Consider the following 16,096-nt stretch of genomic DNA (forward strand, 5'->3'; position numbering starts at 1 on the left):
CTCCGAAACCTCTTCACCACAGAGTCAAGCACCTTCGCCCGCCGAACCCGAGTGAGGGCGGTCCTGTCGTCAGCCATACTGCTTATGTCTCTCCTGCTAGCACCGACACCGGCCCTTGCGGCAGGACGATGGACGCTCACCGGCTCAATGAACTCGTTTCACGGCAGCACCGCGTTGGCCAAGCTGCACAATGGTCAAATCCTGGCCATCAGCGGCCCGGATGGACTGGGCAGCCTGACCCTCATGACCGAACTCTACGACGCAGCCACCGGCGCATGGACACAAACGGGCTCGGTCAACGACCCAAGAATGGCCTTCCACGATCCTGCCGTGCTCCAGGACGGCCGAGTGCTCATCGCCGGCGGGCACGACAACAAGGTGAACGACTACGCCTCCGCGGAACTGTACGATCCTTCGACAGGTCAATGGACGCGGACAGGAAGCCTGAACACGTCAAGACGCTATGCCGTGACCGTGGGATTGTTAGACGGCCGCGTCCTGGTGGCGACAGGTGCGCACGGCGTGCCAGATGGCAACCGCTTTCTATCCTCCGCGGAGATATACGACCCCGCCACCGGACAATGGACCTTTACCGGCTCGGCAGCCACACGACGTGAAAGCGCCACGGCTATTAGACTTCAAGACGGCCGCGTCATGGTGATCGGGGGCTACACCTGCTGCGACTTCTTCACCCCCGCCACCGACCTGTACAACCCGGCGACCGGGACGTGGTCACAGGCCGGCAACCGTCCACACGGTGGCGGCGGGATGGCACTGGTGGTGTTGCCGAACGGACAGGTACTAACGGCCGGCGGCAGCAACCCAAGCGCTGGTGCCGGCACCAGCGCAGACTCGGCGCTATTCAACCCCGCGACTGGGCAATGGACCGCCACCGGGCCGCTGCATCACGCCCGATCCGGCGCCGACGCCGTGCTGCTGCCCAACGGCAAGGTACTACTGGCCGGCGGCGGCCCGCTCCAAAGCGAAATCTACGACCCAGCCACCGGCACCTGGACGATAGAAGATCTCCCGCTCAACGTGCAGCATGGCGGCGCCAACATGGAATTGCTCACGAACGGCGCGGTGCTCATCGCCGGTGGCTACACGGACACCGGCCCGACCACCACCACCGAGCTATACACCACCGCACCGGCATCGCCCATACAGGCCGATTTCGTGGCGACGCCGCAAAACAGCGGCCGCAGCATCTCCTTCGACGGGTCAAACTCGGTGTTCCCGCCCGGCGCGACGCCTGCCTATCTATGGGACTTCGACAACGACGGCACCGTCGATCAAACCACCGACGTTCCTACCACCGTACACGAATACCCTGACACCCAACCGCGGCTCGCGACCCTCACCGTCGTCGACGGTCTTGGCGGCTCAGACTCGATCACCAAACCCGTGGCCGTGCCGGTCGACACCGTCCTGGTGTTGTTGGCAGGAATGTGGCCATCCGGGACCGGCGAACCACAACCCGCCTACCGGCAGGTCGCAGCAGAAGGCGCATTCCGCGATCTACTCGCCGGGCTAAAGTGCGCAGAACTTACCGCACCTGGTGGCATAACCAAGCTGTGCAACGGCGGGAACCGGGCACGGCTGTTCTGGTCGCCCTACTCGTACCGCGGGCCGAACGGCCAGACAGCCCCTCACCCGTACGGGGGCGCCGATACCCACCAAGTACTTAGCGCGTCGGCAACGCACCTCAATGACCAAATTGGACAGATACTGATCAAGCATCCCGGTGCAAACCTCGTATTGGTCGGGTACAGCACTGGAGGCACGGTCGCCACACGCTGGGCAGGCGACCACAACCGAACCGACGTCCCGGTAATCACCTTGGACTCCCCCGCATACGGCTTTTGGCCCGAAGATCCAGAAACAGCATCAGTACCCGAGGACAAAGAAAACTACTGCGGCCTCCGACGGCCGTGGAACACCATCGCCACTCCGTTTGCCGACGAGTTCGCATTCCGAGGCGTCTGCACCCTGTGGGAAGTACCGATTGGCGGGTATCGCAGTACCGTGTCGTATGACTGGCGCGGCGAGCGAACATTCAGCCAGAACTCCGGACTGACCAATGTCGCCTCCCTGCACCTATACAGCGCCACGAACAGCACCGACTTCATTTCACCACCGTGGTGGAACACGTCGCCGCTCGCCGATGGCAACAAAATTATCGACTGCACCGACTTGCAGGTAGGCCACACTTGCGTCCTTCATAACGACAGCGCGCTCTCCAGCGTGCGTAGGGTCGTCCAAGCCACCACCGAGGCGGCCAAGAATCGCCGGGTCCCGACTGTGAACGCCACCTCCGAAGCCTGGGAATCAAACGTCGGCCCAGAAAGATTCGGAGCGTTCATCACCACCATCCGCACCTCATCTTCCAACGGCCGCATCATCGCAGTTGGCGAGTGGGGACCAGCAACTCCCGCAAGCGATGGCATACGACATGGTGACACCGCCGAAGCGGGCACCCTCACGTGTGCCATCCGACCTTCAAGCCCCGCTCAAGCAGTGCACGTCGTCAGCGCCGATTGGCGCTCGCGTTCATACGTCGTCTTCTGGCAAGCAAACACATCAAGGCCAGTGCGAGCATCACAGGTCCGGGTCCTGCCATATGCAGATACCCGACAGTTCGAGGCCACCATTCAAGACCCAGATCCTCGGCTCATCGGCCTGACCAATCCGTGCCCACCGGGAGGATCCTCCTAGGCCGGTGTCGATTCCTTTGACCTGCCATCGGCTCCGGCCGTGTGCCCCTCGGCGGCCGGAGTGCGATGGTGGCCAGTCTAGAAAGGCAGATCAGTCGAAACACCGATCGGGCCTACAACACATCAACCCCAGCACCAGCGACGCATTGCGATCATCCTCGATCAGAACGGCTGGAAACATGTGGGCCTTTCCGGCTACGGCCAAAACGGGCTCAACGGAGCCAAACCGTTGACATTCCCTTAAGCGCCTTCGGTTTCGACCTAACTCAATCGGTGGGGACACTGCACACGCGCTTCTCGCATGGCGCAGCCTTCACCGTCGACATCACCAGCATCACGGTTCTATAGCAGCGAAAGGAAGAGGCTCCGGCATTAAGAGACCCGGAGGCTATTACACGATCCCTTGTGCCGCCTGGGTCAACACGTTATGGAAGGAAGATCGGCAAATGAAAAGGCTCCGAATACTCGCCCCAGCTCCGTTACAGGTCCCAAATGGTTCACACCTCAGCTTGGCCATGAAAGCCCTGATCATTGTCAAAGCGGTGATTCTCGCGGCCGTTGTCACGGCGATCGCGGCACCTTCCCACGCCTTGGCCAGCGGGACAATTTTGACCTGGTCGGCCCGCACGGCGATGCCCACCGCCCGATACAGCACCGCCCACGCCACGACCAGTGACGGCGACGTCATCGTGTTCGGCGGCCTCCTGCTTCCAGGCGCATCAACCACAGGCATCGTCGAACGATTCCACCCCGCCACCAACAGCTGGACCACCCTCGCGCCAATGCCACATCCACGCCACAACGCCGTCGCGGTAACCGCCACCGACGGGACCATCCTCGTCGTCGGCGGCTTTCCCGCTGGCGGCGATTCCACCAACATCGTCGATGCATACAACCCCGCCACCAACACCTGGACAACCCGGGCGAGCCTGCCGGTCAACGCGGCAGGTCCCTCCGCGGCACGCGGACCCGACGGCACGATCTACGTCATCGGCGGGTACCCAGGCTGCTGCTTCACATACCTAAACACCGTCTTCGCCTATGACCAAGCCAACGACAGCTGGATCCAGCGCGCATCCATGCCCACCCGACGCCAAAGCTCCTCAGCGACGCTTGCACCAGATGGCAAGATCTACGTCATCGGTGGAAACGGGACCGGCCCCATCGACCGCACTGTCGAGGCATACGACCCGGCCACCAACACCTGGCAGGTCAAGGCGCTCATGCCCATCGGCGGCGGAGGCCTGGCATGGATTACCGCACCCAACGGCAAGCTGTATGCCTTCGGGTACGACGACCTCGGGACCGTCCTGGAGTACGACACCACCGCAGACACCTGGACTCCAGTCGAGCCCATGCCAACCCCACGCCAAGGCCCAGCCAGTGCGCTCGCCGGCGACGGCAGCATCTACGCCATCGGCGGCTACCTACCCACCGCCGCCCAAACCACCGCAGTCAACGAACGAGCCAGCTTCACTGGTGCACCAGTCACACCGATGTACAACGTGGCCGTCAACACGAAGGCAGCCAACCCCAACAACTCAATCAGCGCGACAGCGACGGTGGAGGTGCCTTCCGGAGATACCGTCACCGTGTCGGTCGCCACGGGCACTTTCGCCGGAGCAGTCGGCTGCGGCGACTCGAAAGGCAACACCTACACTCTGGTAGCAGACAAAAACACAGGCAACGGTCGACTGTTCGTCTGCAGCGCCACACTGACCACCCCACTCACCATCGGCGACTCGGTCTTCGCGACCTATCCCGGCTTCAGCGGACTCAGTGTCATCAGCGTCAACGCAATACCGGCCGCCGTCACCGACGGCGCCGTTGATCAAACATCGACCAACGCGGGAAACAACCCGAATCCCCACTCAGGCAACGTCACCATACTTCACCCGACCGAACTCCTGTTCGGCGTCGTCGCCCACAACTCCACTCCCACATTCACCGCCGGCGCCGGCTTCACCGTCATCGGTGCGATCACGGGCGGCACTGGATCCGGTACCAAAACCATCACCCCTCAATACATGCCCGTCACTGCCACCGGAACCTACGCAGCCACTGGCACGCTAAGCAGCAGCCAACAATGGCGAGCTGCGATCATCACCTACCAATAGCCACAAAGGCGCGCTGATCCATTATCATCGATGGATTGGCGCGCCGCCTGTTTGTCTGCGCGATCCGCGGTTGTGGCTGAACGGGGCGGTCCAGCATCTCAGCCGGTTGAGGTTCTGATAAGCAAGAGGGCACGACCTGCCGGACACGTTGTCGTCCAGATCAGAGATCATCCATGGGGACGGGCATAATCAACGGCGCAAGCCTATCGATCACTCACGGCAGGCGGCTCAGATGCAGCTCTGGTCGGTCAACTGAGCTGCCGTTTGATGGCTTGCTCGGCGGGGAAAAGAGGTGGTCCATGTCGTTGCCGTGGGGTGGAGAAGGCCATCTGCTGGCCGGAGGCTACCGGCTGCTAGCGCGGGCCGGTTCGGGCGGCATGGCCGTGGTATGGCGTGCGACCGACCTCGTCCTGGATCGCGAGGTCGCCGTCAAGCTCCTCACCGCTGAAGGCGCCGCCGAAGCGGATGTGGTGCAGCGGCTCAAGGCCGAAGCGCAGACCATCGCCAGGCTTAAACATCCGCACATCACCGGCACGACTTTCGGACAGCTGCCAAGAGGTCAAGATCGGCTAGGTGGCCCTGGACCGTAGCGGCTACTGATGAGTCGCCGTGCAAAGTCGGGCTTCGGAGCACGGCTGAGGCGGCGCGAAGTCCCGGGACGACTGCTTGATCCTTCGCGCACGTGGGTGGAATGCCAGGCCTTGACTGAAAGTCATTCACGAAATCCTCGGCGGAGATCTCGTCCACCAGCTCACTTTTCCGGCGCTGAAGATCTCCAGCGGAATGCGCCGTACCGTTCGGCATCCGACCTAGCTGACCCCCGTTTTGAACTGCGAACAATGTGAAACGCCCTTATCGGTCGCGGAGTGCCCTGCGCGCAACTTTCGTCGTAACGCGATCTGTCCGATCGCGTGATTGCTGCGGCGGCGAGTCCTATCGAGACTCATCGACATAGGTGTGGATGGAAGGAATTCCATGACCAGGCTCGCGGGTTACTTGCCGTCATTTGCTGTGTTCGCGCTGGCCGCGGCACTCGCGGTCGCGACAGCCAGGGCGGACAGGCTGAGCTATACGCCCTACACCGTCTGGGTGATGTTTGTCGTCGTCTGCGCCGCGGCCTACGTCGGCCATCACGCGCCCACCCGGGAACAGCCTGGGGGCCTGTCACCGCTTCGCAGCGTGGCAGCGATCGTGGTGGCGGCCGTACTCGTCGTGGCGCCCACCGGCTTGATCTACTGGACCGGACCGGATTGCCCCTCGACCTGTTACCGGTTCGAAAAGGGAACCGAGGGCTGGGGCATCCGCATCGAGAACGACGTCCTATTAGGACGAACAGCGTTGAAGTCGGAGACTGTCGATGCCGGCGGCCTGGTGGGCAAGGGATCGCTGGCCGTGTCGTTCCAGCTCGCGGCGGCGCCCAGGGACAAGACACAGGTCAAGATAGAAGGCCCGAAGCTGGAGAAAGAACTCGCCGCGCACCTCTTTGTGCCCGCCGAGCTTCCCTCGTCACTGGTGCTTTCCGGGTTCGTGCTTGAGCACAACGAAGCTGGATCGGGCAGGCCCGTGTGGCTGTTCTTCCAGACCCGCCCGGTGCCGTTGGCCCCTGGCGAGTGGAACCATGCCGTCTTCCGTGTGGATCAATTCGGAACCGGCGATCAGCGCCTGTCCTGGGGTAACCCGCCACTCATGGTCGGCTTCGAGGTGCGGGATCAGAGTGGAGGACAGGTGAATGGCGTTGTCTACTTTGATCAGATCAGCGTTCGCTAGCGGTGCGCGGCGATTCGCCGCCGTAATGGTGCTCGCCTTCACCACCGTGGCCTGCACGGCCAACCCGCCGACTCCGCCACCGCCACCGCCGTCGGCGTCACCAGCGCCCGCGTTGCTCCGCGGCCTGGGCTTCGCGCCGTTTCGGTTATGCCAGAGCCCGATTCTGCGGCGTTTCCCCAGCGCGCAGCAGATGCGTGAGGACGTCGACCTGATCAAGGGTATGGCAAACGCCGTGCGCACCTACTCCGCCCTCGACGGTGGTGTCGAGGCGGCCGAGTACGCGCACGGGCGAGGGCTGAGGGTCAGCGTCGGGGCGTGGCTGGGTCCCGAACATACTCAGGAGCAACGGGAGGCCAACCTGCGCGAGCTCGATGCCGTCATCGGGCTGGCCAAGAAGCTGCCCACGGTGGAGTCGGTCATCGTCGGCAACGAGGTTCTGCTTCGCAAAGACCTGACCGCACAACGGCTGGCCGAGCACATCTCCTACGTCAAGCGCGGTGTGGGCACGGTTCCGGTCACCACCGCCGAGATCGCGGGCATCATCATGAGCCCGGACAATCGCGCAGTCGTCGACGCGATCGACTATGCGATGGTGCACATCTATCCCTACTGGGACGGCGTCGATATCAAAGACGCCGCGTGGTACTCGGTGGACGTCTACCAGCGCGCGGTCAAGGAGCTCGGAAAGCGCGTAGTGGTCGGTGAAACCGGCTGGCCCACCGCTGGGCCGGCGAACGGGAACGCCTTACCCAACACCGCCAACGCGCAGCGTTTCCTCAACGAATGGAAGGCCGTCGCGCACGATCAGCGCATCGACTACTACTATTTCGCCGCCTTCGACGAGCCGTGGAAGACCGAGGGCGGTGTAGGCCCGCATTGGGGCGTCTACGATTCCTCCCGCAAGCCCAAGCTGGACGGCGTCGATCTGCTTGCCCAACCCGGGCCGCCACCCGCGCGAACCACGAGCACCGCCACGGTCAGCGGCTCCTACTACGGTGCCTTCCCGGCCCGGGTCACCGCCGGGGACCGTGCCTCGCTTGCGCTTTACCAGAACTGGCCGGGCGCCGAGCAGTACGCGCCATCGGGGTGGATGGGAGACCTCAACGGCATCGCCGTCGACGACTGCGCCAGCGGCGGGCGCGGACAGACGGCCGAAGACAAAGCGATCCGCGTGGACTACACGCCACAGCCCCAAGGCGTGGGCTGGGCCGGAATCTTCTGGCAGCACCCGGCCAACAACTGGGGTGGCTTCGACGGCGGTCACGATCTGCGTGGCATGACCTCGCTGACCTTCTTCGCGCGCGGCGTCAAGGGCGGCGAGAAGGTGGAGTTCTTCGCCGGTGGCAGCACCCAGCAGGGTGCGCCGTTCAGCGACTCGCTGGCCAAACGGCTCCTGAAGGTCACCCTCACCACGCAATGGAAGCAGTACGGCCTGGATCTGCGCGGCCAGGATCTAAGCCGGGTCATCGGCGGATTCGGCTGGGCAGCCAGCGCCGCCGACAATCCGGCCGGAGCGGGCTTCTACCTCGACGACATCCAGTTTGACCGGACTATCACGACAGCGCCACGCCGGACATGCCTGGACCTGCCGCCGGGTACCCACCCCAAGACGATCTACGTGATGGACGGCAACCTGCTGTGCGCCAACAACAGTCCGGTCCGCAAATATGAGATCGGGCTGGCCACCTCTGGATCTGTCAGCGGCTGGCTGCGCAGGGAGTCCGGCGCGCTGCGAATGGACTACCCCGCCGGGCAGGAGTGGGGCAGCGCCTTCGTCACCGTCGGCGACCTCGCCGCGCCGGGCAGCCGCAAGGGCCAGAACCTCACCCACTGCCACACCCTGCGCATCGACATGCGCAGCGCGACGCCGGGGGTTTCGGTTGCGGTGGGAATCAAGGACATCAACGATCCCGACGACGGCTCCGAGACGAAGATTACGGTCACCCCCATCGGCTCGTGGAAGAGCTACTCCTTCAGTCTGGGCGGCTTCGCCACGGCGGACAGGTCAGCGGTATACGTGCTCGCCGAGTTCGTCTTCGGCACCTCGACGGCTGTCCAGACCGTATTCGTGCGCAACATCCGCTACCAGTGTGGCTGACCGAGTTTGGGACGGCTCGCGGAAGTTGCTGGCGACTATCAAGCGACCAGCATTGGCAGCCGGCGAAGCGTCAGGCCGACGCGGGCGATGCTGGCCGGGACAACCAGCTCCATGGCCAGACAAAGCCTGGCGCGATGTAGACGACGGAAGCGAGCATGATCAGGTCGAGCAGGGTCGATGAAGTTCACGATTATCGCTGTGGCTGGTCGAGCTCGACCCCGAAGAAAGCCGATGCGGCCTTCAAAATCTCGTTGGCACGCTTCAGTTCGGCGTTCTCCCGCCACAACCGCTTGATCTCCGCCGACTCGTCGGTCGACATGCCAGGACGTTTCCCGCCATCGACCTCAGATTGCCGCACCCACGTGCGCACCGTCTCCGCCGACCCGATCCCGAGCTTCTTAGCGATCGACCCGATCGCTTCCCATTCGGTCTCGTAATCGGCGCGGTGCTCGATCACCATGTGCACCGCCCGCTCGCGAAGCTCCCTCGGGTACTGCTTAGGCATAGAAAAGATCCTCTCAAGAAAGAAGATCTCCACCAGCTCCTGGGCGCTTCAGTCATGGGTGCCCCATTTGGCCGCGGGCTTGGCCAAGGGAATCAATGCAGTGATCGGGACTGTGATCGCTTGCCGGGCGCGGAATGCTGTCATCCACATGATGTGAACGCAAGCTTTGCGAGCGTGAGTATATCGCCGGCCGCCACGATGAACCAGGCGCCAGTGCAACACCAGCGACACCGCGATCCCGGCACCGGCACCGACGTGCGGGCGACCGAACGCGGCGCCCGTGGGAGAATGCCGCACAACAGTCCGAACGTCAGATGTAGGCTCAGACGGACCGCCGCAGCAACGCCCTGGATCGGGCTGTTGGTTAGGCGCCGCAACTATCTTGGGCCAGTGGATGTATCATTGGCAGAGGTGACTGTCGAAGATGCCAGCCGACCGTCACCGAGGTCTAGCGAGGCGACGTAGGCGCACTGCCGTACCCTTGCTGGCGTGTACGACGAAGGACTATTTGGATCATTCCGACGAGACCACAAGCCCCTAAAGCGCTATCTGTACGACGCCGTCGTCCCAGAGCTCGAACGCGCGATCCGTGGTATCGATTGGTTCAGTGTTACTTTGGACCTTCAGGCCCTGACGCAGTCGCTTGTGGATAGCGTCCGCCTCCAGGCGCCCGTGCTCGGCGGCCAGGAACAGGCAGAGCCGCGCGGGGGCCGCTGGCGTCCCGCTGGGCCGGGGGTGAAGGTACCGACAACGAAGTTCAGAGTGGCCATCCAGGTCGAGGGTGACCCCAGGATGCTCGGCTGCTGGCCCGACGACGCCGGACCTAGACTCCATCCCATTGACACCGACGATCACGGGCAGCTGCCGCCGTACAAACAGGACCTGGTGACCTGGCAAGATGAGCTTGACGCCTACAACCAACAGACCTACAACGATCTTTGGTCATACGGCGAACGCAGCAAGGACGGGCCTATCGCCCTATACAACTGGGTCGAGTTGACGGCCGAGGAAGAACAGGAAGTTGCGGACGGCACCCGGAACCTTGCTGCGCTCTTTGATTCCCAACGCAGACGGATCGAGCCTATCGTCGCTGCGATAGGTCACCAAGCCAACGCCTTCTTCGACGATGAGCTGCCCAAGGACATCCTCTTCAAGCTGGAAAATGATCGCCGACGTGCGTTAGCCCGGAAAGCGGTGCTGTCCATCTCATGGCCGGAAGGCTGGAAACAGCCGCCACCGAGACTCGAGCCCAGCCCTGCTGTCACGGTGCCCAGCACGAGCGGGGAGATCTCTATTGCGGTACATGGCCCGCACCTGGCGAGCGCAAGTTTCACCGACATCCTGCGGACGATACGCATGTGGGCTGATGGCGTCGAGCGCTACCCGGAAGCGTTCGCTGGCATGGACGAGGACCGGCTCAGCGATCTGCTCGCTACGACGCTGAACGCCGCACTTCCCGGCGCACAGCGAGAGGTTTACCGGCGCGGCGGAAGATCTGACATCTTCATCAACGCGGACGTGCTGCAAGACAATATCGGGCCAGAAAGAGTCTTTATCGCAGAAAGCAAATGGTGGGACGGACCACAGAAAGCCCTTGAGGCGCTGGAACAGCTGCTGCGGTACCTCAACACCAACGACACAGCCGGTGTCCTGATCTTCTTTGTCAACCGCGCATACCCGAAGGCAGTACGGCAACCGGCTTCTGAAATGCTTGCCCGGCACGACGATTTCGAAAGCCGAAGCGACGATATAATCACCGAGTGGCCCATCCTGAACTACCGGCACCTCGGCCAGACGATCCAGCTGTGTATGGCGTTTATCGACATCTCACCCCTGAGTCCCAAACCCGGCAAGAAGTAATCACGACCAGCGCGAGCCTTGTTAGCCTCCTATTCGATTCGGTTACGCTCGCTGCTGATACTCGTTGATCAGTCCGCCGAGGATGGGTGCCGTTGGACTCCCGAGGCGCCGTTGTAGCGGGCGGTGGACTCAGCCAAGACGTTGGACAGGTGCCGTTCGCCTCGATGAGCATCCGGTCGGTGCACTCACGCCGCACCGTGCCCACGCAGCGTTCCGCGAAAGCGTTGGCCCGTGGTGCTTGTGGCGGTGTGCGGAGCACCTCGATACCAACGGCGGTGAATACCGCGTCGAACCCGGCCGTGAACTTCGTGTCCCGGTCACGCAGCAGGAACCGTAGCCCTTCTGCGCGTTGGTCTAGAGCCATCAAGAGATTGCGGGCCTGCTGCGCCACCCAGATGCCGGTGGGATCTGCGGTGATACCGACGACGTGGACCTGACGGGTAGCCAGCACAATGAAGAACAGCACGTAAAGCCGTTTCAATAGGACGGTGTCGACGGTGAAGAAGCCTGTGGGGCTCGTAAATCCGATTCGTCTGCTGTGACGTGCGGTTTTGTGCGCCGTCCAAGGGCACGTAGGCGGTGACGATGCGGGCATGTCGGCATCGTTGGTCTACCTGCTCTTGCGCCAAATCCTGCAAATGCTCACCCAGCTCGCCCGCGACGGCGGCGCCAAGGACGTCGAACTGCTCGTACTGCGCCATCAAGTGGCGGTCCTGCGCCGACAGGTACACCGCCCCGACCTGCAACCAGCCGACCGGGTAGTGCTCGCAGCGCTATCACGCCTCCTCCCTCGACCACAGTGGTCAACGTTCTTCGTCACCCCCGCCACACTGCTGCGCTGGCACCGCCAGCTGATCGCACGACATTGGACCTTTCCGCACGCACGGCCGGGCCGGCCCCCAATCGACCCGGAACTGCGCTTGCTGGTGCTGCGTCTGGCCGCGGAGAACCCGACCTGGGGCCACCGCCGCATGCAAGGTGAACTGGCCCGTCTGGGCTATCAGATCGCGGCGAGCACAGTATGGAAGATCCTGCGCCAGGCCGGCATCGACCCGGCACCCCGCCGCAGCGGACCAACCTGGAAGCAGTTCCTGACCACCCAGGCGCACACGATCCTGGCCTGCGACTTCTTCACCGTCGACACCGTCCTACTCAAACGGATCTACGTCCTGTTCTTCATCGAGCTGGCCACCCGGCAGGTCCACATCACAGGCGTGACCGCCCACCCGACCGGTGCCTGGGTTACGCAACAAGCGCGCAACCTGCTCATGAGCGTCGACCAGCGGGCCGACGGGTTGCGGTTCCTGCTGCGCGACCGGGATGCGAAGTTCACGGCCGCGTTCGACACCGTCTTCACCGCCGCCGGCATCGACGTGCTCAAAACACCGCCACAAGCACCACGGGCCAACGCTTTCGCGGAACGCTGGGTCGGCACGGTGCGGCGCGAGTGCACCGACCGCATGCTCATCGTCGGCGAACGACACCTGTCGAGCGTCTTAGCTGAGTACACCGAGCACTACAACGGCCACCGGCCCCACCGATCTCTGGACCAGCGACCACCAAACCCACCACCACAGGCCATTGACCTGACCGCCGCACGAGTCCAACGGCGCCCGATCCTCGGCGGACTGATCAACGAATACGAGCAGGCAGCGTAGTCGAACCGGATTTACGAGCCCGACAAGGCAAGAGCGGCGGCCGACACATTCTTATCGATGGCGTCATTGAGCACCATTCAACGGCGTTTCTCCGCGGTTTCGGCTACCCTCGGGCCAGAGTGCGCGACCCGAACGCATGCCTGACGCCGCACATCGCAGCTGAGATATATCGCTGATCTCCCACCAACAAGACATCGGCGTCTACTAAGCTGAATATCGGGAACGGGCAAGGAGGTGTTCCGCCATGACGACGTTTGGCGAGAATATAAAAGTGACGTGTCCCCACTGCGGCAAGCAAACCTGGGTACGGGACGGCTATAACGACCCCTGCCAGCACTGCGACAAGATAGTAAAAACTCGCTAATTCCGAACAGTCAAGCCTTCGCGCTCGAACCATTTTGTTGGTACGGAGATAAGTGTTTGCGAATTCCCAACGCGTAACGGGCAGTTGTCGACCCTTCCCGCTGGCCCGCTATAGCCAATGCGCGCGCCGAGATGCCCGCCAGATTGTTCATCGAAGACAGTGCGCAGCTGCGCTAGAACTTTTCATCGAGTGGCGCGATTGCCTATGCCTACAGCAGCGGTTCGCCGTTTCAGGCAGCAGCTATGATCCAATCGGGTTGGAGATCGGCCTATGATGTTGGCCGCGATCCGCGACACCGGGACTCTTCGAGTACTAGTTGAGGCCGAATTCGCCTCCGCGTATCACGTTTGGCTTCTGTCCGCCGGCTTGAATGGCCAGATCGCGGATTCGCCGGAAGACAGCAACCCTAGCAAGACCCTCATCGCTAAAACTCAACTCCGGGCGTGCCGCGTTCACGTCACAAAGGAAGGCTAGATAGCTGAGCTCGTCTTCTCCACGGGACGGAAGACTCTCCATCGAAAGATCAGTACCACGATCCCAAGGGTCGTCAACCCTATTGGCAACCCAAGCTTCGATGACTGGTTGCAGGTCCGGCGGACAATAGACGTAGCCCATCCAGTTTGTACCATGCTCTTTGCATAGAAAACCCGTGCTAGCACAGCGACCGCAAGTAGATTGCGCAACGTGCTCACTCAAACAGCGGGGGCAGACATCGCACGTTTCGCCACACCAGTAACAAGTATATAGACTCATCGTGAATGCCCAACTGTGTGTAGTTCGTCGCCACGAACCTCGGGATCATTTGATGCAACGTTGCCGGTAAGTGTCGATGGATAGGCTTTGAAGGGACCGGCTCACCTTGCGATGGTAAACAATGGTGCTACACCGTGCCTGGGGCCTCGACCACCGCAAATAATCGCATTCGAGCCTGCCGAGGGGTAGGCCGTCGAAGTATCCACGCCAGCGGCGAAGGTCGCGCTCGACCCTCCAGGTGCCGCACGTAGAACGCTTTCTCGTCCTGCATCGGGTCCTCCCAGACGATGTTGGCATCAACCTTATGATGACAACATAGTTTTCCCTCCTGAGGATCTTTCCAATAACTCGGGTGCGGACCTTGATTGGGATGTAATGCAAAGGCACGTAACTTGAATGCCGGCGACCGGCGACCGGCGAGCGGTTGCTGTAGCTGCCGATCTTGCTTTACTTTCTGTCGCCCGGCTACTTGGTGGCAGCGGCGGTCTGCGCCGTGGTCAGCGCGGCTTGCGGCGTCGCCGATCCGGACAGGGCCGCCTGCATCGCAGTCCACAGTGGCTGCTCGACCATGCACTCGGCGAGCGCCTGCTTAAACGCGGGCCTCGACGCGCCAGCTGCCGCCAGCTTCGGTATGTCACCACGCCTGACTACGAACGTCGCTGCTCTGGCAGCCATTCTCATTCCCGGCCAACCACCACCACCAAGATCAGGGGATACAAGATCTGAACCTCGGGAAGGGGCCAGTTGACCCTGCGCGCTGGCGGGCTCTCGGACACAGCGCGACTCGACCCTATCGTCTGCGCATCCCTAGATGAGAACTCACCGGAGGATCGGAACTGAGCCACGGGGCAGACGTGGGTCACCGCCAGGACGTCGAGATCCCCTCGCCGACGCCGGGTGTCGCTAAACGGACACGGGCTGGCCGTGTACGACACGCAACGGTGAGTGAGACGGCTGGCCGCGGAGTCGCTTCACACCGCGATCTTTCCGTGCGCGTTCCTTGAACCAACCGGTGCCCAGACTGGATCATGCGCTCAATCGACCGGGTATCTCGCGCGACCGATAACCATTGCGGTCCACGTTCATCGTCGCTGGGCTGGCCCATCGGAAGGTTCACCGGCCCTTGCCGGGCACCTGCGCAGGCGTGCCAGCTGCCACGATGGTCGGCATGTCGGAGCGGGGTCACGTTTCGCAGGAGGCATGGGATGAGCTGGAGCAGCTATACCATCTGGCCATCGACGTGGCCTCCTCGCTGCTGATGAAGAATTCGGAGTTCTATCCGATCGCGGTTGTCCTCGATCTAAATGGCGAACCGAGATTCCTCGCGGCTGGGGATGGAACTGACTTTCCAGCATCTGCAACGGTAGAGGAGATTTTCCGCGAAACGTTTCTCGAGCGGAAGAATTCGCTGCGCGCGACGATCATCGCCTCAATGTCCGCATCGCCGCGCCGGACGGTCGCGACGCGATAAGGCTTATGATGGAACATCGTGAAGGATTCGCTGTGATGACCGCGGCGCCGTATCACTTGAATGATCAAACGCTCACCTTCGACGAATTGGTTTCTGAGCCTGCGGAACCAGTGATATGGGTTCACCCCTGAAGGTTCGTCCGGCACGGTTGTGGATCATGCTGCGTGACGCGAACCCTAGCTGAGGCCCACCCTCCCGTTGAGACACGGCGATCTTCGCTACCGCCTGCGATGGGTCCGGCCATCGCGCCGCCGCGTATCCGAACGGAACGGTCACCGGACGCTGCCGCCGGGCCGCTGGTGCTCCTTCGTTGCGTTGTTGCCCGGTAAGAGGTATACGGTGCCTCAAGATCGACTGGTAGGGGCTGGGCTATCGGCCCACTGGCGGACTTTCGGGCCGTTTAGTGCAAGTCACTGCCTACGACCGCAGGCACACGGTCGTCCTCGGCAGCCCACGGTCGCAGTGTCGCTCTCTCGAGGAATTGAACGCGTTCGGAACCATGTTTGAGGCCGTCGACGGCGACTCCATTACTTCAGCTTGCAGTTGTCCACTTTGGTCATCGCACCGAGGTGGACCCCTTGGGTGAAAGCGTCGGCGGCGACATGCAGCTGAACGATGGTCGCGCGACGCCCTGCCGAACCAGGTGGTTCAGCCCAAATCGCCCTGATCAAGCGATTCGTTGGTGGGGATCGAACCGACTACCACGTCTAGCTTGGACGAGAGTCTGAAACGGAAGTCATGGAGGATCGGCAGCAAGGGAGAGCGGCGTCACGAGTGGATCAATTGGGC

Annotated in this window: 10 protein-coding genes and 1 pseudogene; 8 read left to right on the plus strand and 3 right to left on the minus strand. The window is 62.5% G+C overall.

Annotated features, from left to right (window positions below; translation table 11 throughout):
- The first annotated feature begins 174 nt into the window (after nt 1–174).
- The 5 genes from Rhe02_RS41720 to Rhe02_RS41740 all read left to right on the plus strand — a co-directional run bounded on the left by Rhe02_RS41720 (nt 175) and on the right by Rhe02_RS41740 (nt 8,696).
- On the plus strand, nt 175–2,715 hold the full coding sequence (locus Rhe02_RS41720) for a PKD domain-containing protein (protein WP_203914052.1): 2,541 nt from the start codon (nt 175–177) through the stop codon (nt 2,713–2,715).
- Nucleotides 2,716–3,229: 514 nt separating this feature from the next.
- A complete protein-coding gene (locus tag Rhe02_RS41725; RefSeq protein WP_203914053.1) occupies nt 3,230–4,831 on the plus strand; it encodes a Kelch repeat-containing protein in 1,602 nt (533 codons plus the stop codon).
- 299 nt (nt 4,832–5,130) lie between these two features.
- On the plus strand, nt 5,131–5,421 hold the full coding sequence (locus Rhe02_RS41730) for a protein kinase family protein (protein WP_203914054.1): 291 nt from the start codon (nt 5,131–5,133) through the stop codon (nt 5,419–5,421).
- 385 nt (nt 5,422–5,806) lie between these two features.
- The gene (locus Rhe02_RS41735; protein ID WP_203914055.1) at nt 5,807–6,598 is read left to right on the plus strand and encodes a hypothetical protein; all 792 of its coding nucleotides are present in this window, start codon (nt 5,807–5,809) and stop codon (nt 6,596–6,598) included.
- Nucleotides 6,561–8,696 (plus strand): glycosyl hydrolase family 17 protein, encoded by a 2,136-nt coding sequence (locus Rhe02_RS41740; protein WP_203914056.1) that lies wholly within the window; start codon nt 6,561–6,563, stop codon nt 8,694–8,696. Before Rhe02_RS41735 ends, Rhe02_RS41740 begins: the two co-directional genes overlap by 38 nt.
- A gap of 176 nt (nt 8,697–8,872) precedes the next feature.
- Here Rhe02_RS41740 and Rhe02_RS41745 read toward each other — a convergent pair.
- Nucleotides 8,873–9,201, minus strand: a pseudogene (locus Rhe02_RS41745) (transposase); the annotation flags it as partial.
- Nucleotides 9,202–9,690: 489 nt separating this feature from the next.
- On the opposite strand from Rhe02_RS41745, the gene Rhe02_RS41750 reads away from it, so the two are divergent.
- Together Rhe02_RS41750 and Rhe02_RS41760 are read left to right on the plus strand one after the other, a co-directional pair.
- A complete protein-coding gene (locus Rhe02_RS41750) occupies nt 9,691–11,061 on the plus strand; it encodes a hypothetical protein (protein ID WP_203914058.1) in 1,371 nt (456 codons plus the stop codon).
- A gap of 593 nt (nt 11,062–11,654) precedes the next feature.
- Entirely contained in the window at nt 11,655–12,719 is a 1,065-nt protein-coding gene (locus Rhe02_RS41760; RefSeq protein ID WP_203914060.1) for an integrase core domain-containing protein, read from the plus strand.
- A gap of 676 nt (nt 12,720–13,395) precedes the next feature.
- Here the strand turns inward: Rhe02_RS41760 and Rhe02_RS41765 are convergent.
- Nucleotides 13,396–13,698 carry a hypothetical protein gene (locus Rhe02_RS41765; protein ID WP_203914061.1) on the minus strand — a complete coding sequence of 101 codons (303 nt, stop codon included), beginning with the start codon at nt 13,696–13,698 and terminating at the stop codon, nt 13,396–13,398.
- 603 nt (nt 13,699–14,301) lie between these two features.
- Entirely contained in the window at nt 14,302–14,511 is a 210-nt protein-coding gene (locus tag Rhe02_RS41770) for a hypothetical protein (RefSeq protein ID WP_203914062.1), read from the minus strand.
- A 493-nt stretch (nt 14,512–15,004) separates the two neighbouring features.
- Here Rhe02_RS41770 and Rhe02_RS41775 point away from each other — a divergent pair, with 493 nt between their 5' ends.
- On the plus strand, nt 15,005–15,307 hold the full coding sequence (locus Rhe02_RS41775; RefSeq protein ID WP_203914063.1) for a hypothetical protein: 303 nt from the start codon (nt 15,005–15,007) through the stop codon (nt 15,305–15,307).
- Nucleotides 15,308–16,096 lie beyond the last annotated feature (789 nt).

Origin of the sequence: Rhizocola hellebori (genome assembly GCF_016862955.1) — a bacterium.
Lineage (GTDB): Bacteria > Actinomycetota > Actinomycetes > Mycobacteriales > Micromonosporaceae > Rhizocola > Rhizocola hellebori.

Excerpts from the sequence above, each read along its gene's own strand:
- Rhe02_RS41725 (WP_203914053.1), top strand. The coding sequence starts at position 3,230 with ATGAAAGCCCTGATCATTGTCAAAGCGGTGATTCTCGCGGCCGTTGTC.
- Rhe02_RS41765 (WP_203914061.1), bottom strand. The coding sequence starts at position 13,698 with ATGGGCTACGTCTATTGTCCGCCGGACCTGCAACCAGTCATCGAAGCT.
- Rhe02_RS41740 (WP_203914056.1), top strand. The coding sequence starts at position 6,561 with ATGGCGTTGTCTACTTTGATCAGATCAGCGTTCGCTAGCGGTGCGCGG.
- Rhe02_RS41775 (WP_203914063.1), top strand. The coding sequence starts at position 15,005 with ATGTCGGAGCGGGGTCACGTTTCGCAGGAGGCATGGGATGAGCTGGAG.
- Rhe02_RS41730 (WP_203914054.1), top strand. The coding sequence starts at position 5,131 with ATGTCGTTGCCGTGGGGTGGAGAAGGCCATCTGCTGGCCGGAGGCTAC.
- Rhe02_RS41760 (WP_203914060.1), top strand. The coding sequence starts at position 11,655 with ATGTCGGCATCGTTGGTCTACCTGCTCTTGCGCCAAATCCTGCAAATG.
- Rhe02_RS41735 (WP_203914055.1), top strand. The coding sequence starts at position 5,807 with ATGACCAGGCTCGCGGGTTACTTGCCGTCATTTGCTGTGTTCGCGCTG.
- Rhe02_RS41770 (WP_203914062.1), bottom strand. The coding sequence starts at position 14,511 with ATGGCTGCCAGAGCAGCGACGTTCGTAGTCAGGCGTGGTGACATACCG.